The organism is Peptoniphilus sp. GNH (assembly GCA_021307325.1).
Lineage (GTDB): Bacteria > Bacillota > Clostridia > Tissierellales > Peptoniphilaceae > KA00134.
The window spans coordinates 1,354,505-1,377,106 of record CP089931.1 but is presented as its reverse complement, the minus strand read 5'-3'; the positions used below and the strand labels follow the sequence as shown (position 1 = coordinate 1,377,106).

Genomic DNA, 22,602 nt, shown 5'->3' with positions numbered 1-22,602 from the left:
AAATGAAAATTTTAAGCCTACGGCTTGTAGATTTTAGGTCGTACAGGTCATATATTTTAAAGCCAAGCGAACACAAAAATATAATTTTAGGAGAAAATGGCAGGGGTAAGACCAACCTCCTAGAAGCCATAGGCATGTGTATAAATGGCAAAAGTTTTAGAAATTCAAAAGACAAGGACCTCATAAATTTTCAAGCAGAGGCCATGTGTATAGAGGCCAAGGCTGATATAGCAGGTCTTATATATGACATTAAAATTTTAATGACAAAAGAAGTAAAGACCATCTATATAAATGAAAAAGTAATCAAATCCTTGAGAGAACTTGCTCAAATAGGAAGCAAGGTGGTTTTCACTCCGGATGACATATTCATGATAAAAGGCTCGCCCCAAGACAGGAGAAACTTCCTAGACTCCTGTTTGGAAAACTTGACCTACATCTATGAATTTAACAACAAAAATTACAAAAAAGTCCTTGCTCAGAGAAATAAACTCTTAAAAATGAGAAATACCAAGGATTTTGACAGCTTAATAAACATATATGATAGACAGTTGGTAAAATACGGAAGCTACCTAATAAGAAGTAGAAAAAGATATATAGACAGACTCTTGCAAGTTTCAGCCTTAAATTTCAAAAAAATATTTTCGCAAGATGCAAAATTTCATATATCCTACAAATCTTGTCTTGAATATATGGAAGATGAAAGAGAAATGCAAAAAGAATTTTTAAAACTTTTGAAAGATAACTTAGAAAGAGATAGATATTTTGGAAACACCGGCATCGGACCTCATAGAGAAGATTTAGAATTTTATTTTAATCAAAAAGATTTAAAAGACTTCGGATCTCAAGGTCAGGTGCGATCAGCAGTTTTGGCACTAAAAATTTCAGAGTGTCAGCTGGTAAAAGAACTAAGAGGAATAAATCCGATTCTCCTCTTAGACGATGTTTTTTCAGAATTGGATGAAAAAAGAAGAAAAGATTTATTTTCAAACTTGGGAGATCTTCAATCATTTATTACAACAACTGATTTTGACATATATGAAGAAGATGCTAACATAATCAGAATTTAGGAGATAAGAATTATAATGGTAAAATCAAAAACTAGTAGACATTATGATGCAGACGACATAAGAGTCTTAACAGGGCTAGAGCCGGTAAGGACAAGACCTGGTATGTATATAGGTTCGACAGGACCTAGAGGTCTTCACCACATGGTTTATGAAGTAGTTGACAACTCAATTGACGAGGCCCTTGCGGGAATTTGCGACAAAATAACAATAAGATTGGAAAAAGATGGGGCAGCCTCAGTAGAAGACAACGGATCGGGAATACCTACAAAGACCCATCCACAAACTGGAAAATCAACACTTGAAACAGTCCTCACAGTGCTTCATGCAGGTGGAAAGTTTGACAATAACGCCTATAAGGTTTCTGGAGGTCTACACGGAGTAGGGGTATCCGTAGTAAATGCCTTATCAAACAAACTCATAGCCATCGTAAAAAGAGAAGGAAAAGTATTCAAGCAAGAATTTTCAAAGGGAAATCCTACAAGTGAATTGCAAATCATAGGAACAGCGGAAGAAGGAGAAACTGGAACCAAGATAATATTTTATCCAGATCCAGAAATATTCAAAGAAACTGTCGAATTTGACTATGATATCCTAGCCAAGAGATTTAGAGAAATGGCATTTCTAAATAAGGGAATCAGAATTGAATTTATAGACGATAGAAATGACAAAAAAGACACCTACCACTATGAAGGTGGGATTAAAAGTTTTGTAGAATTTATAAACAAGAAAAAAGTACCTATCCACAATAAAATAATATATATGGATGAATTAAAAGAAGGAGTCGCAGTAGAAGCTGCCTTCCAATACACAGATTCCTATTCTGAAACAATTTTGACCTTTGCCAACAACATCAACACAGAAGAAGGCGGAACCCATATGTCCGGCTTTAGAACAGCCCTAACAAGGACTATAAATGACTATGGAAGAAAGTACAACATAATAAAAGAAAAAGAAGAAAACCTCTCTGGAGAAGATGTAAGAGAAGGACTTTCTGGAGTCATAAGTGTAAAGCTACCCAATCCCCAATTCGAAGGTCAAACCAAAACTAAACTTGGAAACTCTGAAATAAGAGGAATTGTAGATTCTATAATTTCAGACAAATTAATAAACTTCTTGGAAGAAAGCCCAAAAGATGCCAAGCAGATTCTAGACAAGGCCCTACAAGCCAGAAGAGCAAGAGAAGCAGCTCGCAAGGCGAGAGATTTGACCAGAAAAAAATCAGTTCTAGATACAATGGCACTTCCCGGAAAACTTTGGGACTGTCATCTTTCAGATATAGGACAAAATGAAATCTTTCTAGTCGAAGGAGATTCTGCCGGCGGCACTGCGAAAACAGGAAGAGACTCAGAAATTCAAGCCATCCTCCCACTTAGAGGAAAGATAATGAACGTAGAAAAGGCTAGACTTGACAAGATTTTAAATTCAGAAGAAATAAAAAATATGATCACAGCCTTTGGTACGGGTATAGGAGACGATTTCTCATTAGAAGGCTTGAGATATGGAAAGATAATAATAATGACAGATGCCGATGTAGACGGTGCTCATATAATGACCCTACTTTTGACATTCTTCTTTAGATACATGAGACCCCTCATAGAAGAAGGTCATGTCTATGTGGCAAAATCACCCCTATTTGGAATAAAAAGAGGGGAAAAAGTCATAAGATATTGCTACTCTGAAGAAGAACTTGACTCAGCCATGAAAGAACTTGGCAGAGAAAAGAATTACAAAATTTCCAGATACAAGGGACTTGGAGAAATGAATGCCGACCAACTTTGGGAGACCACAATGAATCCAGACTCGAGAATTTTGATAAAAGTCCAAATAGAAGACTTAGTAGAAGCAGATGAAGTATTCTCAACCCTTATGGGATCAGAAGTAGACCCCAGAAGAGAATTTATTCAAGAAAATGCAATTTACGCCACAAACATAGATGCATAGGAGTGGAAAATGGAAACAGAAAATAGAGAAACAGGAATAATAGACGCATCCATAGAAGACAAAATGCGTACATCCTACTTAGACTACTCCATGAGTGTCATAGTATCACGTGCCCTTCCGGATGTCAGAGACGGTTTAAAACCAGTCCACAGAAGAATAATTTATGGAATGCAAACCCTTGGCATCACACCAGACAAGGGATATAGAAAATCCGCAAGTCTTGTCGGAGAAATCATGGGTAAATTTCACCCCCATGGCGACTCCTCAATCTATGATGCAGCCGTAAGACTAGCTCAAGACTTCAACACTCGCTATCTCTTAGCAGACGGTCAAGGTAACTTTGGTACAGTAGACGGAGACCCGCCAGCAGCCATGAGGTATACAGAAATTAGAATGTCACCCTTGGCACTTGAAATGCTAAAAGATATAAACAAGGACACAGTAGATTTTGTTCCAAACTTTGATGAAAGAGAAGTAGAACCGACAGTCCTTCCATCAAGATTTCCAAATCTTTTGGTAAATGGTTCAGCTGGTATAGCTGTCGGCATGGCTACAAATATGGCTCCTCACAATCTAAAAGAAGTCATAGATGCCTGCGTGCTTTATATAAAAGACAAGTCCATATCAGTTGAAGAACTCATGAAAACTATTAAGGGACCAGACTTTCCAACAGGAGCCTTGATTCTTGGAAAAAATGGAATAGAAAGAGCCTATAAGACGGGCAGAGGCAAAATCCAAGTAAGAGCCAGAGCCGAAATAGAAGAATACAAAAATAAGCAGAGGATTCTCGTAACAGAAATCCCCTATCAAGTCAACAAGGCCAATCTAATCATGAAGATTGCAGAACTTGTAAAAGATAAAAAACTAGAAGGAATAAGTGCCATAAGAGACGAATCCTCCAGAAAAGGCATGAAGATTGTAATTGAGATAAAAAGAGATGCCAACGCCAACGTGGTACTTAACAATCTCTACAAAAACACCCAAATGCAAATCACCTTTGGCATTATAAATCTGGCCTTAGTAGACGGAGTTCCCAAAGTTTTAAACCTAAAAGAACTCATAAAATACTATATAAAGCACCAAGAAGAAATAGTAACAAGAAGAACCCGCTTTGATTTAAAAAAGGCTGAAGCTAGAGCCCACATCATAGAAGGCTTAAAAATTGCCCTTGATAACATAGACAGAATAATAAAAATAGTAAGATCATCCAAGACAGATGAAGAAGCCTTAAATAAATTTACAGAAGAATTTGGACTTTCCAAAGAACAAGGTCAAGCAATATTAAGTATGCAAATAAGAAGACTAACAGGTTTGGAAAGAGACAAGTTAGAAGCTGAATACGAAGATCTCATAAAAAAGATTCAAAAATTCAAGGCCATCTTGGAAAACAAAAATCTCCTAGACCAAGTAGTCATAGAAGAATTAGAAGAAATCAAAGAAAAATATAAGGATCTGAGAAGGACAGTAATAGTTCCAGATGAAGGCGAAATAAATATAGAAGACCTCATCCCAGAAGAAGATGTAGTAGTCACCATGACTCAATTTGGCTATATAAAAAGAATGCCAGAAGGCACCTACAAACCTCAAAAAAGAGGGGGAACGGGAGTCTCAGCCCTCACAACTAGAGAAGAAGACTTCGTAAAAGATCTCTATATAACATCAACCCATGACAACATCCTCTTCTTCACATCTTTAGGCAGAGTCTTTTGCAAAAAAGCCTATGAAATACCCGAAGGCTCAAGACAGGCTAGGGGAACAGCCATAGTAAATCTTTTGGAATTGCAAAAGAAAGAAGAAGTGACAGAAGTCGTGCCAATAAGCAAAAATCACAAGGACAAGTATCTATTTATGGTGACCAAAGAAGGTTACATCAAAAAGACGGACCTTGATGAATACAAAAACATTCGTAAATCGGGAATTATAGGCATCAACCTAAGAGAAGGCGACAACCTAGTCGGAGTAAGGCCCACATCAGGAGAAGACGAAATAATCCTTGTAACTAAAAAAGGTAAAGCCATCAATTTCTCAGAAAAAGACACAAGACCCCTCGGTAGAAATTCCATAGGAGTCATAGGCATAAAACTAGAAAAAGACGACCAAGTTGTAGGCTTTGATATCAATTTCAAAGACAAGTACCTGCTTGTAATATCTGAAAAAGGTTATGGAAAGATGACAAAAACAGAAGAATACAAGATTCAAAATAGAGGAGGAAAGGGACTTATAACCTACAACGTCAAAGAAAAGACAGGTCCTCTAATGAGTGCAAAAGTAGTAGATAAGGAAGACGAGCTAATGATGATTACAGAAAAAGGAGTCATAATCAGAATAGAAGCCGCAGACATCTCCATCCAAGGCAGGGCAACAAGTGGAGTAAAACTCATGAACTTAAAAGATTCTGAAATTGTAGCCGTAGCAAAATATATTGGAGAAAACTAGGAGGAAGTATGGATTTCAGATTAAAATTTGAATCAAGAGAAAAGCTCTATGTCTATCCCATAGGAGAACTTGACATAAACTCCACAGATATATTCAAGACAGAAATAATAAACAAGTACAAGGAAGATCCTAAAAACATAGTTATAGTTGGCGATGAATTTGAATATGTAGATTCCACAGGTTTGGGAGCCATGATCTATCTTTTAAAAGAAATAAAAGACAAAAACAACACAATATCCTTAGAAAACCTAAAACCCAACATAGAAAAACTCTTCAAAATAACCAAACTCGATGAAGTTTTTGAAATAAGGAGCGGGTCAGATGATTGATTTAATAGAATACAAAATTCCTAAAAAAATGCAATATCTACCAGCGACCCGCCTCCTCATAGGAGGCCTCCTGCTTGGTAAAAATGTCTCCTTAGAAACAGTAGAAGACATCAAAATGGCAGTAGGAGAAGCTCTAAACATAAGCCTTCTAGAAGAAGAACCAAAAGAGCTTTTTATACTTTTTGAAATCGGCGAAAAATTTGTCATAAAAATAAAGGGCATAAAAAAGGAAAGTCTTTACAAAGAAGAAAACGAAATGTCCAAACTAATAATAGAATCGACAGTTGACAAGCTAGAAGCAGAAAATAATCAATTGATATTAGAAAAGGTACTTCTATGAGTGAAAAGCTGCAAGAAGAAAAGACCCTCAGCAAAGACAAGAGGAGAGAGCTTTTCTTAGAATATTATAAGACAAAAGACAAGAAAATCAGAAACATACTCATAGAAGAACACCTCTACATAGCTGAAATACTTGCAAAAAAATACATGGGTAGGGGAATAGACTATGACGACATCTTTCAAGTCGCCTCCATGGGACTTATATATGCAGTCGACAGGTATGACCCGGAAAAAGGATTTGAATTTTCAAGCTTTGCCACCCCGACCATAATAGGGGAAATAAAAAAATATTTCAGAGACAAGGGCTGGACCATAAGAGTGCCAAGGAGAATCCAAGAACTCTCACAAAAAATAAACCTTGCCAAAAGTCAGCTAACACAAATAAAGCAGAGAAAACCCAGCATAGAAGACATAGCAGACTATATAGGAGCAAGTCCAGAAGAAATAATAGAAAGCATGGAAGCCTCAAAAGTCTACACACCCCGCTCTCTAGACATGGTCTATGACTCATCAGCAGATGATAAAGAAGTCAATCTAGGAGATCTCATAGGAGTCGAAGAAGACTACTTTGACAGGATAGAAATAAATGATTTTCTCAAAGAATTTTTCAAAACTTTGACCGAAAACGAAAAGACCATCCTAATAGACAGATATTTCAACAAAAAAACCCAAGCCTCCATAGCAGAAAAGTTGAACATATCGCAGATGACAGTTTCCAGAGTGGAAAAGAAAATAATCGAAAAAATAAAAAAAGAAATAAATAAAACAATAGAGGTTTGATATGAACAGAAGAAAATTTTTAGCCTACGTAAACAGAGTAGCCTTTGTAGTAGAAGCAGTAATCTCCTTAATTCTCCTTATAGGAATAGTAATCTCCATACCCGACATAATAAAATACTATGTAGAGATTCTAAGCTCGGGAATAGAAGTCTCCTATGAACTCTTCAAGCAATTTTTATCCCACGTTTTACTCTTAGTCGTGGCAATAGAATTTGTCCTACTCATGATAGCTCATACAGAGTCCACCATAATCCACTTAATCTGTCTTGTAATAGCAAGAAAGCTACTTGTCTATTCAGACAACATGAAAGACCTTTTAATAGGAGTAGTAGCCATACTCATACTCTTTCTTGTAAGAAAATACTTGACTGATACAGAGCCAGCCAGAGATACAGAATATATATTCACAGCAGCCAAGGAAATAGAATTTATAAATAACACCTACGACATAGAAATCCATGCAGGAAACATAAAGACCCTGGGAGGCTATGTATCAAAACTTTTAGAGGAAAAATCCGTCCCGGCAGAAACAGGCTCACTTGTAGATGATGGAGAATACCTCTACGAAATTCAAAAAACAGAGATGGGCATAATCCAACTCATATCCATAGACAGAATAAAAAACTCAACAAAATATCACACAAAGGGATGGTCTTAAAGGACCATCTTTTTGATTTGATAAATTAATTAAAAATTAAAGTTATAAATGGTCTTTATGACCATATTTTTTTATTAATTTTTTAAATATATAAAGCAAAAAAAAAACAAAATAATAGAACATATCAAAAAGCACACACACTTGTCAAAACCTAAATTACAGGTCAGATACCCCATATGAAAAGAAAAAAAAACACATTTTTTTATCAATAACATCTTTTATATCAGTAAAAATAGAAGAAAAATTTAAAATATGTATTGTATAAGAGAAAATTTTGAAATAAAATGTATATAGAAATAATACATATAAAAAAACTTAATATTTTTTGCCAATTATAAATTAAAGACATTACATAAAATTAAAAAGAATTTAAAAATTAAATAATAAAATTTAAGGTAGATAAACAAAATTAGAAGAAAAACAGATTGGGGATAGTAAAAAATGAGAGAAACATTAAAAAGAATGATGGGCCTTTTCTTGGCGTTTTTGATTTTAATGGACGTATTCACGCCTTTGGTAGCCTATGCAAATGTAAACAGACAAGGACCGGGCGCAAATTTTAAAAATTCACAAAGAATACAAGATCAAAACTATCCTGAAATCACAGATTTAAAAAAGGAAGAAGAATCAAGTGGTCGATCTCATGATAAGGGCCTTTTGATAAAAGACCAAAATGTTTCAACCTATACATCTTGGCGATTAAAAAGCCCGAGAAAACTCAGGTTTAAGGAAGGAGAAAAATTAAATCTGGGTGGACTTTGGATAGAAGCCACAGATACAAGAGGAGAAATCAAATATCTAAACTATGACCAAGTTCTAGCAGATGAAAATATAAGCGTGAGAGATAATATAAGGTCCAAGAACTCCTTGAAAAAGGGAAATTCCAGTTTGACAATATCTACTCCAGGTCTTGCTGACATAGTTATAGAAATAGAAGTCGGAGATTTAGAAAACTCCGCTTTAAAAGAAAATGAAAACCAAAACCCCAATCCTATCAAAGATAAAAATAAATCAATCGTAGAAGAAAATAATGAAATAGGAGAAAATCTACAAAAAGACATAAAGAACGAAAAGAAAATAGAAGCTGGCAAGGAAGAAAATAAAGAAGAAGCTGGCAAGGAAGAAAAAGACGGAATCCTAGATAAAATAAAAGAAACTTTAGGCATTACAGGTCTGCAAAAGGCTGATAAGGAATTGAAAAAGGCCCTGGCAGACGAAAAAAATGGAATAAAAGAAATCCAAGCCCTTCTTGACACATTTGAAGAAAAATATGAGCTTTCAAGAGAAGACCAAGAAAAGCTAATGGCAGACAACGATGCCGCCATAAAAAGACTAGTAGAAAAAGATAGAAACGAAAACTTCAGACCTAATCTTTTTGTCGATGCTAATGGCCTCAATCTAGAAGGCAAAAAATTCCACATCATCACTCGTTTTGACACCTCAAATGCTGGCGGCCCAATCCAACCTTATCAGTATTTCTACATTCACTTGGATAACAAGTTGACTGTCAATAATCCAGCCGAATTAAAACCGATTATGTACCAAGGAAGGGTAATAGCAATTCCAGAGTACATTGAGAAAGAAAACAAGATAAAATACCAAATCCAAGGAACAATACCGGAAAACATCCAATTGCCCTTGGACATTCCAGTTGACTACAATACTAACAATATTAGTCTTGACCCTGATGGAACCTTCACCGTAACGAACAAGGTGTCGGGACTCGGAGTAAAAGCTCCGAAAGACCTCGTGCCACAAAAAATCGATAAAAATGGCAACTTTGCAGGCTCAATCATCGAGCCGGGCAGACACGACGTAACGCAAATAATGGAAGCAGACGCTTTCAACTACAGAGTTTACATCGGGGGACGTGGAGGTACACCGAGATACCAAAATGGAGAATTAGAAGGATTTGACTGGAACATAACAGTAGAATCCACCTTCCAAGACCTAAAGAGCTTAAATTTTGCTGCCAACTTCACGACAGTAAAAGGCTCCGGACTTGGTGAAATAGAAGATTTAAAAATAAATGGACAAGCAAGCTCTGAAGTAACAGACAACGATATAAAAGGAAAGTTTGGAATAGTTGATTCCAAAAACTACAAGGCAACAACAGCTGGAGTGAGAAAGTTCACTTACACCTTCTTCACAAAGAAAATAAACACACAAGAAGATTACGTCCTAGACCTATCAGCCATTGCCAACAACAAACTCGGGGCAGCAAGACTCATAGCCCACGACAACTACTCCAAGGAAAAGATTGACCAAGCCACTCCGACGAGGGTAGGTGTCAACAACAGAACTACCATCATGGGTCAGTTCACAAGAGAAGACACATCCTTGTGGACGGTGACGGATGCAGTGTCAACTGGTGACGACAAGGGTCAAAACGCACTAAAAGGCCTACCACTAGCTGACAGAAATCTCACAGATCAGACGGTGACATCGTCCAATATGGCAGTTTATGTAATGGACACAACAGATGTAACTAGTCCGACTTACGGCAAGATGGTCATCAAGCCACAAACATCTGCACCGACTAACCTTAACACTCAAATACCAGCCAAGGAAACTAACCCAGCAGGAACACCGAGCGTTGGTACGATTGCAGTTTACGAGTACGGTGCGAACTTAATACCATCATCACCTCAAAAACCTAGCGTTTACAGCTTAGGCGGAGTGACTATATCGAAAAACACCAACATCTACCTTGACCAAAACTGGTCAATTCCAGATGGGTTTAATATGCCGGCACAAGACATTGAGGCGAAAGACCCACAAGGCAACCCAATAGGTACAGTTCATGTAGCCGAAGCGACAGATCCGAGTCTTAGAAGAAGACAGATAATAATCCCCGACGTAAAAGTCTGGAATATCGTTAATGATGGCAAGGTAACGAAAGCGAATAGAATAGTTCCGAAAGTTGTCCAAGATTTGCCGAAAACTGTAGAGATTGATAAAAAGAATTATAAGTACCTTGAAAACTACAACTACTACACATCTTTAAACAATGAATACTTCATCCATAACAGAATGACGGAGGACATTACAGCAAAGCTCGCAAGCTTTACTTTGAAGAAAGTAGACGAAAAGGGAAATCCACTCGGAAAAGCGAGATTCAGACTCTTCCGTGGACCGGAAGTAGAGACTGACCCAGTAACGGGTGAGGCACAATTTTCCAACATTCCAGCTGGATCATATTCTTTAATAGAAACCAAGGCGCCAGAAGGTTATAAATTGGGAGAAGATATCTACTTCACAGTCGACCTCGAAGGTAGAATCAACAAGACAAGTGGCCCCGGCACCATCGAAGGTGGAGTGACACCGACAACGACAATCGAAAATCAACAATGGCCGAGCTATATGAACGCAATGCACTACGGGAAAAAAGATGCAGAAGGAAACATCGAATCCTACATCTTCCTAAAAGCTTTGGGCAACAAATCTGGCGGCACGACAGACAGGGACACGAGAGTCGACATCAAACAAACTGGAATTTCTAATTTAAAAGTTGAGGTCTTCGATGTAGACCCAGTCGACAGAAACAACATCCGAAGTCAGATGAACTTGCAAGCGACAACTTCAAATGGACTAAATCCAGTATTAAATATAGAAAACAACAACCCAATAAAAGGATGGGTTACTAGCGAAAATGGTTATTCAGTAAGATTTCCTTTAAGCAGATTTGGAGGAGCTAAGGACTGGGGATTCTTAGTAAAAATCACGGGAAAGGCGACGGGCACTTCAAGCCTAAGCTATGACTGGGTGACAGACGATGACCCAGGTCAAGCGAGCTTGAAAAATAACAGCATTAACTTGTCCTCTTCAACTAGCAAGCAGACAGTCATCACAGTTAAAAACGAGCCTTTCACCAAAAAACCGATAGAGGTTATAAAGGTAGATTCAGCTCAACAGCCTCTTGCTGGAGCGACATTTGTCCTAAGAGATGTAAATGGCGACCCAATCGCTACGAAAATTTCGGGTACAGATGGTAAGGCGACATTCGGAGAATATCCAGAAGGCACTTACACAATAGAAGAACAATCTAGCCCCGACAACTACATCGAATCGCAAGTCATCTTTGATGTAAAAGTCGACAAGGCTGGACAAGTAACCTACACTGCCCGCAACAAAAACGGACAAGGCTTTCCAACCAACGGACAAGACTACTGGATTAAAAACGAAGAAGTGAAAGACACATCAAATAAAGTCGAGATAGTTACAGTAAGTCAATCGATGTCCTTAAAAGAAGGACAAGCTGGAGGGCTTAGCTCCAAGGCAGGAGTGTGGGAAGCTTATCGTTACGAATCCTACACCTACCATGCCATAATCGATTTAAAACAAACTCAACCGGGCAAGAGATTTGAAATTCAATTTGACCCCAACTTGGACTTAACACAATATGTAAATGAATTTCCGAGCATTAAAGAAAACGGAAAAGTAATAGGTAAGCCCTACTTCGACTACGACACCAACCTCTTAACCTATGTATTCACAAAAGACTCCAGCGGAGGGGATGTCAAGTTTGATTTGACAATCCTCGGCATAATCCCATCCAAGTTTTATGCCAAGACAGATGGAAACTACACTTTCACCGTAGATGTAGGACCAAACTTACCTCAAGAAAAAGTAAAGGGCAACAAACACTTGAGCTTTGATGTCAAAGCGGATTATGGTGTGTATGACAACAGAGATTTTTCTGCACCAGCTCAAGCCTACTACTTTAGAGATGTCTACAAAAAAGGAAATGACTGGTATGTAAAGGCAATCGCCTACTATAACCCAACAGCTCGCACGAGCGGTGGTAGAACTTTATCCTTTAACTGGATGTCTACCGACTGGAGAGGCGATATGAATATGCTTTATTGGCCAGGAGTTGGGATATCGCCAGCCTTTGGGCTAGACGAGGTCAAGATTTATAGGGTCTTGCCATCTTATGGATACGACCCTGGAAGCTCGGCGCGCAAGTTGACATCATCCATGTATATGCCATTGTCAATGGGGGTTAAGCCAGAAAATGACCCCAACACCTACAGACTTGTTTTTTCATCTGACATTGATTCGGCAAACTCGAAGAACGAATACCAAAATGGTATCAGATTGTCATATAATCCTAACTTATTTAAATATTCAAAAACTGATAATCTAATGTCAGCTACACCATTAAAAATTCAAATGCCGGCTATCTCTGGACAAAAAGAAGGTTATGTAATCGAACAAAATTTTAAGGTAACAGACCTAAATAAATTCAGGAATAGATTCAGAGCCTTCTATATGTATAATGGCGGAGATATGAAATCCTCTTTCGCATCAAAGGTTAACACCAACGAAGCGGCAGCAGAACAAAACAAGAGGGAAATCCCTAAGTTCTACAGCCAAATAGTAAAGATGGCTAACCAAAAATATGATCCGGGACATTTCAAAATTATCAAAAAGGACGAATCGGACTCGACTAAGAAATTAGCGGATGCAGAATTTGCACTAAAAGACTCCCAAGGTATCACAATTTACAGGTCATCAGATACAAAAGGTGAAGTGCCATTCACAGACCTAAAACCGGGAGTCTATACCCTAACAGAAACGAAGGCACCTAAAGACTATATAAACGCTAGTAAAACATGGCAAGTTAGTGTTGCCATGGATGGTACTGTTACGATAACAGAAATCGGACTAAATGCTGATGACACAACTATTGTAGGAGAAGATATAACCCTACCGGTCAACAACAAACCATCGGGACAAGAGTTCAGAGTTTACAAAAAAGGCGAAGACAATAAACCACTAGAAGGTGCAAGCTTTATAGTAAAGAAAAAAGGAGAAGACAAAGTTTATACTAGTGGTACTTCCAACGGTAAAGGTGTAGTCACATTCGACAGAAAATTAGAAAATGGAACCTACATCTTGGAAGAATCTGCCGCTCCGACAGGCTACAAAAAGCTCGACGACAAGTGGGTACTAGTTGTAGATTCCAAGGGAGTAAAAGTCTACTCTTATATCGAAGGGCCAAGTGGACAAGCTGGCAATAAAAACAAATCGCTCCTCGGAGAAGAGAACACTAAATGGGTAAACGTGGCTGCTAGACCGGTCGCAAACTTCAACGGATTAACTGACCCAAGATGGAGAGGATACCTAGACAACTCGGTAATTCCATACAAGGTCGGAACGAGAATCATTGGAATCAACAAAGCTAAAAACTATGTAATCCAAAGATACGTCCTAAACCCAGAAGGAAAACACATCGGAAAATCCAAGGCGCAAATCTACAGAGAGCCACTAAGAGAAAACAATATGACCTGGTACGCTGGAACTGAAGACATAAAAGTCTTCAGACTGGACAAGCCGGTAAAAGAATACGTCGGCGATATCAGACTGGACAACTACAACGTAGAAAAACTCAACGTGATTAAGAAAAAAGTCGAAAAGCCGGGCGAAGTACCAAAAAGAGTCGAAATAGACATACCGGAAACTGACAAGCCAATTATAATTGACGTCAAAATCCCCTACAAGAACCTAGAAGGTGCAATAGGTACTGGTATCGACTATTTCGAAAACTACGGCACGCCAGAACAAAAAGTTTACTGGAAGCCGGACTACTACGACAAAGTAAGTGAAATTCCGGAAGGAGACCTCGTAAACACTGGTAACGACCAATCACAAGGTGGCAACATAATAGGCTCCTACATCTCGGAAGGCTCACTCGATGTTACCAACAATAGAAACAAACACGAGTTCGAATTTAAAAAGATAAGAGAAAAAACGACCGACGCAGTATCAGGAGCAACCTTCTACTTGGAAAAAACTGACAAACCAGAACAAAAAACCAAGTGGGAAAAATCTGGAGCTGACGGCAAAGTCCACTTCTCTGACCTACTACCGGGAAAATACAAACTCGTAGAACATGGGGCAGCCCAAGGCTACGACTTGGCTAACACGGACTGGACAGTGACGATATTAGAAGACGGAAAAGTCTACATCAAAGACAACAACGGGTCAAATACCGTAACTGACAATAATCCAGAGCACAAGTGGCAAAAAGTAAATGTGGACGGTGGAACCAAGGAAAACAAGTCTGACTCACATAACCCAGATTTTAAGGACAATCCTCGTAAAAAACTAAATACAAACATCGTGGAAATAAACCAAATAACTCACAGAATGAGACAGGTTTATATATTGAACAGTGCGACAGAAAACTTGAACAACCCAAGCTTGCAAATCCACTCTCAACCAGAAAACAGAGATATCACAAATGTCAACACAAAGGTAGTGAGCATCAACGAAGTACAATCGAACTCAACACCGAACAACTTGGTAAGAGTGGGAGACTCAGTGCCATTTAAGGCAGAGCAACTGTTTGTCAACGGACACAATAGACTAAAAGTCGACACATCCGTAGTTGGAGAAAAGACACTCGCTGTCACAATCGAGACAGACCTACCACAATCCGGTGCAATCGGAACTGGTATGGACTTTGTAAACTTTAACAACAAGTACTGGGCAGCAGAATCCTATGAGAGTCTGGATGATTTCATGCTAGAAATCCTATCAGACAAAAAAGTTGGCAAAAACTCCGGTTTAATAGTGGGAAAAGAAGAGCCAATAAAAGATTTGACAACAAGATCGGCGAAAGGGCAAGAAGAAAATCAATACGGTCCCATCTATAAAATAAGGACAACGTATTTGGCCCCGAGAACCTTCACCCTCTCCTACAACCTAATGAAGAGTGCAACAAGGGGAAGTGATTGGGAAGCAGTGGATCCAGATAAGTCATCTGGTAGAGCTAATATCAAACATAATGAAAGCTTGGTTCAAACAAAGATAACTGAAATAAATAAGGGACAAAAGAGATTCAAGCAAGTCTTCTTATACAAGGAAGAAACTGCTTCAAGAGATAGGTTAATAGAAATCCACAGACAACCAGAAAACGAAGAATTGCGTTTGGGTTATTCGGCAGATATAGAAACCTATGTCAATGTTTATAAGGTGAATGCTTCAAGCATAGACCAAGCCTTAAATGCAAATAAAACAAAAATAATCGTAACTGTTAAACAAAAAGAAGCAACAAATGGCAAACCGAGAAGAATACAAGTAGAAGTACCGGCTGCCCACAGAGGCTATATTTTAGTTGAAGTCGAAGCAAAATATACTGATGCAGTGGGACTAGGCTCTGACTACTATCCAAATAGAAATCAACAATATGGAAAAACGATACAATGGGTAGGAGATTCTTATTCAAGCGACTCAAGCATAAATGACAAGACGCAAATAACTTATGAATATGGCTACGAAGAAGAAGTTATCCCCATAACCCATGCCACACAATCTGATCCCAATATGGACGAAGGTCAGACTAGAGTTGAACAAGGTCAAGAGGGTAAAAAAAGAGTTTACTACAAGTATGAAGTGTCAAATGGTGTGCGAACTGGAAGAAAATTCATAGACACGGGACATGGAAACAATGGTGTAGAGATAATCACACCAATGAAGCCAGAGATAACATACAGAGGTACGAGAAAGCCACAACCACAAGAACCGACCTATGATGTAACGGTCTATGGATATATTTACAACGGAAAAGTTACTTCAAACAAGACAAAAGCCAAGGCTGGAGAAGAAGTCACACTCACTATCGAGTCGGATTCTGGTTATGAATTGAAAACACTTTATTATAATGATGAAATCACGGGCGATGACATCCCTATAACAAATTATAAATTCATAATGCCAAAATCAAATGTCAGAATAAATGCTACATTTGGACCTAAAAACCAACCGCAGCCAAAGAAATACAACATAAACACAAGTGTTACGGGCAATGTGGGTGGTAGTGTGACTGCAAATCCTACTTCCCAAGAAGAAGGCAAGGATGTGACAATCACTGTCACTCCACAAGCAGGTTATGTGATTCAAAAAGTAACCTTAAACAAAACTAATATAACGGATCAATTTAACAACTCAAGCACCTACACATTTCATATGGGACATGAGGATGCTAATATAGTCGCTACTTTCACACAAACTGGACAATATAATATAAATATACTTCCAACAACCAATGGTAGTGTGACGACAGATCACAATACTGCCAAGGCGGGAGACTCTGTTTTACTGACCTTCCATCCAGCTGATGGCTATGAAGTGGATAGGCTCTTGATAAACGGTGACGAATACACAGTTACAAACAACGGATTTAGGTTTGAAATGCCAGATTATAGTATCAATGTGCAAGCTACATTTAAGGCAAAGGAAGAGTATTTTGATATCAATACTGACCAAACTGACGGAGGTTGGGTAAGTGTTGACAAGACAAGGGCTAAAAAGGGCGACGAAGTTACAATCACAGTTCAAGTCCACAATGGATACGAGCTGGGACAGGTGACTGCCAACGGAAAGCCGATTTTGCTACAAGACGGCAAGTACACCTTCACGATGCCGGCCTATAAGGTAAATGTAAGTGCTACCTTCATCAAAAAGGAAGTCAAACCAAAAGCCTACTATTACGTTGGTTATGATCCCAACAATGATAGATACACTGTAAATATAAAAGGACTTAAAAATGGAAAGGCCGAGAGTGGATCTAAGGTTGAATTCTCTGTTAGCCCAAAACTTGGATATGACATCACAAAAACTTATGTAAAAACTAAAAATGGTATAACAATTCCTACGCAATTCGACACAAACACGGGACAAGGATCCTTCACGATGCCGGATTTCAACGCTACGATTTATGTAAGATACAAAAAACATCAACAACAACAAGGAGAACATGCAGTCTTTGTAGATGGAGGAATAGTCGGTGGAAATGTCTATCTAGAAGTTAATCAAACTAAAGGTGGCAAAAATAAACCGATACTAGCAAAAACTGGAGATAAAGTAAGAATCAAAATTGAAAAATGGAGTAAGGAGTACAGATATATTGGTTGCTGGGTAAGTGACGGAAATCCTGGCGGAGGAGTGCCAGTCCAAAATGACAGCCAAGGTCTCTACTTTATGATGCCGGATAAAGATGTGTCGGTATCTGCAAACTTCACAAAACAAAAAGTTGGTAATTACGAAGTCAACATAAGCCAAAGCGAGCATGGTAGTGTTACTGCAAGGCCGACAAGTGCGAATGAGAAAGACTTGATAACACTTGAAGCAAGACCTGATGTCGGCTACAAACTAGCATCACTTACAGTTAAAGATGTAAATGGTAAAAAAATAGAGGTTTCAAATAATTCTTTCTCAATGCCAGCTTCAAATGTAAGCATTGAGGCGACCTTTATCGGAGAAGATGAGCCATTGCCTGGAGATCCAGGAAGTGGCCAAACTCTTCCAGACGATGCTGAATTAGGTTATTTGATTTATGACCCGGTTAATAAAAAACAAAAAAATCTAAGTATCACAAACAAACCGGCAGGTTTGGAATTAAATATCTACAAGAAAGACCCTCTAGGATCACCCCTACAAGGTGGAGAATTTACCTTAACTAGAGTCGATGAAAGCTACGAAAACCCAATAGGAAACTTAACCTTGACGGGTATTTCAACTAACGAAGGCAAGATAATCTTTAGAGATGGAAAGGGTAATGTTGCCAAGCTTGAAAAAGGCTACTACATCTTGAAGGAAACCAAACCACCACTAGGCTACAAAAAGGCGACTTCCGATTGGAAGATTGAAGTCAAGGACGACCAAGGCAGGATGCACGCAGCCTACTACGGTCCGAAAAAGACGGCGAACGAATTTTTGCGAGACGACACGCTCGCCAAGTTCAACGACACGATGAACTCGAACAAATTAATAAAGACCGCATCTCGTATCACTCACATCGACCCAGTTGCAAAGACCTTCGTTCAAAGAACTGTAATAGATTTGAGAAACTACTCGGGCGACAAGTTAAACGTTCAGATAAGTCCGAAATACAAGAGGGGTGAAACGGACTTCGTTCCTGACAAAGTTCACGGAATCAGACCTCCAAACACGAACGACGAAGGTTTGAAGACGGCTTACAGAACGACTTACAAGATAGCGAACCCACCTGATAATATAAACATCGACAACGTCCTACAGTACTACGACCTTTCTAAGAAGGAAGTATCCATGGTAAACACTGCAAGGTGGAGACCATTCGACTGGGGCTTTGACGAAGACCAACTCAACCTAGAGCCGGGCGGATTGTACTTCATTGACGTGGAAGGCTACTACGACGAGGCACTTTTGACGGGAATCGCAAAAAATGAAAAAGACAAAAATGGAAATATAAAACCTGCCCACACGAGGACGGACATCTTGCAAGATGATTTGGGCAAACTTCAAATGGACTTCAAGCTCTACAAGGGTGCCAGAGAGTTCCAACAAGCGGTATACAATGATAAAACAAAAGATATTGAATGGAAGGCATTCAAAAAGGCATCCTACCAAGCAGGTGCTCAGGCTATCGCCAAGACACAATCACCTGGATGGGCTGGAAAGTACGACAAGAACGGTAAATACCAAAACTGGCTTGGAAAAGATGGTGGTAGGATTTGGCCAGAGCTAAAAGGCACTGTTGAAGAAGAAATAAGTACGGCACCGGATATATCCCAACTCTACACGACAACAAAGAAGACGGATGTTCCGGTTGAAATTCCAAAGACGGGATTGGACCTTGTAAATGAAGAAGAGTCCTACAACATCACCTTCTCGAAACACGGACGTGATGGAGAAGGAGAAGCTTGGTCAAACAACTCGGATAATGTAGCGACGAACAGACTTGAAGGGGCAATCTTCAAGCTACAACAAGAAGTACAAGGCAGTTTTGTCGATATGCCAGGAAGTTATGTATCCTCAGCCTTCAATGGCTACTTCGGATTCAGAGGCTTGAAGCCGGGACGTTACAGACTGATGGAAGTGCAAGCGCCTCCTGGATACAGACCGATTTATGACCCGATACTTCACATGACAATATCTTACGAAAAGCCGACGACAAATGCTCAGGGTGAAATCACACCGGGTAGAGGTTCTATCACTTTAGAGTACAACAACTCCAACGGTATTGTCCAATACGAACCGGAAAAAGGTGGACAATTGGTCGACTTCGTAACATCTGCGACAGCCAAGAATATGGGTAAGATTATCAACGAAAAGCCTGGAAAAGGTAAGGTAACTCTCGTTAAAAAAGACGAGCAATCCCAATTGATAAACGGAGCCAAGTTCAAGCTCACTCGACTAGGTGTCAAAAAAGATGAAAATGACCAAAATTCTAAAAACAAGTTCACTTACACGGGAACAGTTGGCACAAAAAACAGCGACAAAATAGAAGCTAAGGACGGAGAATTAGTCTTCGACCAATTGCCAATCGGTAATTACGAATTGGAAGAAGTGACACCGGCACCAGGACACAAGTTGACCGGACAAAGGTGGTACTTCACAGTCGGCGGTAAAGACCTTGACCCTTATGCGGGGGCAATCGAAAGGACAGGCGTCGACCAAAGTAAGAACATCACGTTGACGACCGAAATGACGATAAAACGTCCGGACAAGAACGACACGACTACTGACGACGGAACAATCTATCCAAACAAAGCGCAAATGCTAAACTTCGCTACGACATTTAAGATAGACTCTAAGACGACAATAAGTCCGGGAGACTTTTTCACAGTCAAACTCACGGACAATATGGACTTGAAGGGAATATTTAAAAAGAAAAAAGTAGAAGGTTTGGACATCTTCGCAGACGGAGTAGGTACAATTGCCAAGGCGGATTACAACGAAGCTGCGGGCGAGATAACCTACACCTTCACAGACTACGCTAGAACCTACAAGTTGTTGGAATTTAACGCCAACTACATCGCCCACATAGATGCAGACAAGATAAAGAAATCAGAGAACAATCTAAGTGTTGGACCAAGCATCAAGGGCGGAGCAGACACTACAAAACAAATCAACGTATTCTACGATAGAGGAGTGACAAACTCCGGCAAGAACTACAATGGTGACCAGGTTAGTATGTCATCTAAGATAACGGAATTTGACCCGGATACGGGAGAATTTACGCAAATCTTCTACATCAACCCTAGCAAAAACAACGCAGGTTTTGATTATTATGACAACCCGATACCGACTTACTTCAACTACTACCCTGGAAAAGGAGTAGATGATTTGAGGATTTCCGCTTACTGGTATGACAACAGTAAATACGGAGATTTCCTTAACGAAAAAATGCCGGAATCCTACGGACTTGACCTATCCAAGGAAACCTTGTGGAACACGAAATTCTACGGAAGAACCGTAACGGACTACAACAACGGTTGGATGAAGTTCAAAAGAATGAACGCTACCGACTCTTACGTAGTCAAAGTCACTGGTAGAATAGCCGACGGACAGGACAAGACATCATTCACACCGAGGGCGAACCTAATCAACTACAAAGGTGGTGGAGGAATAAGACTTGGTGTCAAAAGGTATGACGCAGTCTACTCCAACAAGAGCGATGCGACAGCCAAGGCAGATTTGACAATAAGCGCCATCAACCCTAAAAACGAGATAGTCTTCAAAAAGATTGACCAAAACAAGGACGTCCTCAAGGGAGCCGAGTTCAAACTTTTGAGAAAGACCACTCAAAACGCAGAAGGCTGGGAAGATGCGAAAGATGCAAATGGAAATTTCTTGACGGCTACGTCCGGAGAAGACGGATTGTTCAAGTTCGAAACCTTACCTGAAGGGACTTATGCTCTTGTAGAGACGAAAGCACCAGATGGCTACACGAGAATCGACAGACACATCGAAGAATTTATGGTGACACAAACTGGAATCATAAAACTCAAAGTTAAAGCAGATGAAACTGCAAATACAACAAAGACAAAAGCTATTAAAGCAGTCAAAGCATTTAAAGCATTGTTCCAGGACAAAGCAGAAATGGGAGCAGAAAATAAAGTCGATACAAATCCAGTACAAGGACAAGATAAAAGCAAGTATAAAGTCATAGGCACTGATCCAATAGAAGTCATCAACTACAAGGACATCGACTTTGTAAAGATTGATGCCCTTGATAAAAATAGACTAAGGGGAGCCGAGTTCAAACTTTGGTACAAGGAAAATGAAAAGGACGAGTATGAACCGATAGACACGAATGTGTACAAGAACCTCATAGTATATGGCAAGGACAAAAATGGTGAGCTTGACGGATCCTTCAAGATACACGTTACAAAAGCGGGTTACTATGCTCTAGAAGAAACCAAGGCACCAGCAGGCTACACCAAGATGCCAGGCTTTATAAGAGAATTAAAACTTGGAGATGGCAAGGTGCAAGTGCTTGAAAAAGATCCCCTAAGGGCAAGTCACAGAGTAAGTGACAGGGGAATGCTAGAATCTGAAATCTTGGAAGTAGATGAAAAGAATAATACTTTCAAGCAAAGAGTAATAATAAACCCAGACCACACTAATTGGAAGTTCGACAGCACATCTACTATATTTGGCATTGAAGCAAAAGATTGGCAAGTGCCAAATCAAAAAATCAAGTACGCAGTCCTAGACAAGGAAAAGAAAATCGAAGACCTAGAGTACAAAGAAATCCAAGCAGGCTCCGGCCAAGGAAACACAATCTCGTATTTCCAAATCAGCCAGATGCTAAAAGATGGAGATTACACTAGCTCACAAGAAACAGTCGATGGAAAAGAAAGCACATTCTACACAACAGAAAAAGCAATCGTACTTGAAATCACGGGTAAGCCAAATGATGGTAGTAAGGCTAATTTGCACTACGACCTAAAAGATGGCGTTAAGATACTCGGCCATTTGATTTATAGCTACGACAAAAAAAACTTTGGCAAGGATACAAAGCCAACTTATGTAGATAAGCCTAAACTAAGGGCAATCGAAGTTGAAAACAAAAAGGCGATTTATCCGAGAACTGGCGGTATAGGTACTTTGATCTTTACAGGCCTAGGACTATCGCTTATGGGTCTTGCCCTCTTGACCTACAAAAGGAGGAGGATAGACCATGAATAACTACAAGGACAACCAGAGGTATCCTCCTTAAAAAATGAATCAAGGGCAGCTAGACTGCCCCCGATTCAAGGCAAGTAATAATAGG

At 39.3% G+C, this 22,602-nt stretch carries 8 protein-coding genes; all 8 read left to right on the top strand.

Annotated elements, in window-relative coordinates; genetic code table 11:
• Nucleotides 1-2 precede the first annotated feature (2 nt).
• Nucleotides 3-1,067, top strand: a complete 1,065-nt coding sequence (gene recF / locus LV469_06740) for a DNA replication/repair protein RecF (protein UHR02339.1) — start codon at nucleotides 3-5, stop codon at nucleotides 1,065-1,067.
• 15 nt (nucleotides 1,068-1,082) lie between these two features.
• Nucleotides 1,083-3,008 carry a DNA topoisomerase (ATP-hydrolyzing) subunit B gene (gene gyrB / locus LV469_06735; protein ID UHR02338.1) on the top strand — a complete coding sequence of 642 codons (1,926 nt, stop codon included), beginning with the start codon at nucleotides 1,083-1,085 and terminating at the stop codon, nucleotides 3,006-3,008.
• A gap of 9 nt (nucleotides 3,009-3,017) precedes the next feature.
• Nucleotides 3,018-5,444, top strand: a complete 2,427-nt coding sequence (gene gyrA / locus LV469_06730) for a DNA gyrase subunit A (protein ID UHR02337.1) — start codon at nucleotides 3,018-3,020, stop codon at nucleotides 5,442-5,444.
• 8 nt (nucleotides 5,445-5,452) lie between these two features.
• On the top strand, nucleotides 5,453-5,773 hold the full coding sequence (locus tag LV469_06725; protein ID UHR02336.1) for an STAS domain-containing protein: 321 nt from the start codon (nucleotides 5,453-5,455) through the stop codon (nucleotides 5,771-5,773).
• The gene (locus LV469_06720) at nucleotides 5,766-6,113 is read left to right on the top strand and encodes a hypothetical protein (GenBank protein ID UHR02335.1); all 348 of its coding nucleotides are present in this window, start codon (nucleotides 5,766-5,768) and stop codon (nucleotides 6,111-6,113) included. Before LV469_06725 ends, LV469_06720 begins: the two co-directional genes overlap by 8 nt.
• Nucleotides 6,110-6,892 carry a SigB/SigF/SigG family RNA polymerase sigma factor gene (locus tag LV469_06715; GenBank protein ID UHR02334.1) on the top strand — a complete coding sequence of 261 codons (783 nt, stop codon included), beginning with the start codon at nucleotides 6,110-6,112 and terminating at the stop codon, nucleotides 6,890-6,892. Before LV469_06720 ends, LV469_06715 begins: the two co-directional genes overlap by 4 nt.
• Before the next feature lies 1 nt (nucleotide 6,893).
• Nucleotides 6,894-7,550 carry a hypothetical protein gene (locus LV469_06710; protein ID UHR02333.1) on the top strand — a complete coding sequence of 219 codons (657 nt, stop codon included), beginning with the start codon at nucleotides 6,894-6,896 and terminating at the stop codon, nucleotides 7,548-7,550.
• Nucleotides 7,551-7,991: 441 nt separating this feature from the next.
• The gene (locus LV469_06705; protein UHR02332.1) at nucleotides 7,992-22,517 is read left to right on the top strand and encodes an Ig-like domain-containing protein; all 14,526 of its coding nucleotides are present in this window, start codon (nucleotides 7,992-7,994) and stop codon (nucleotides 22,515-22,517) included.
• Nucleotides 22,518-22,602 lie beyond the last annotated feature (85 nt).

Excerpts from the sequence above, each read along its gene's own strand:
- gyrA (UHR02337.1), top strand. The coding sequence starts at position 3,018 with ATGGAAACAGAAAATAGAGAAACAGGAATAATAGACGCATCCATAGAA.
- LV469_06720 (UHR02335.1), top strand. The coding sequence starts at position 5,766 with ATGATTGATTTAATAGAATACAAAATTCCTAAAAAAATGCAATATCTA.
- gyrB (UHR02338.1), top strand. The coding sequence starts at position 1,083 with ATGGTAAAATCAAAAACTAGTAGACATTATGATGCAGACGACATAAGA.
- LV469_06705 (UHR02332.1), top strand. The coding sequence starts at position 7,992 with ATGAGAGAAACATTAAAAAGAATGATGGGCCTTTTCTTGGCGTTTTTG.
- LV469_06710 (UHR02333.1), top strand. The coding sequence starts at position 6,894 with ATGAACAGAAGAAAATTTTTAGCCTACGTAAACAGAGTAGCCTTTGTA.
- LV469_06725 (UHR02336.1), top strand. The coding sequence starts at position 5,453 with ATGGATTTCAGATTAAAATTTGAATCAAGAGAAAAGCTCTATGTCTAT.
- recF (UHR02339.1), top strand. The coding sequence starts at position 3 with ATGAAAATTTTAAGCCTACGGCTTGTAGATTTTAGGTCGTACAGGTCA.
- LV469_06715 (UHR02334.1), top strand. The coding sequence starts at position 6,110 with ATGAGTGAAAAGCTGCAAGAAGAAAAGACCCTCAGCAAAGACAAGAGG.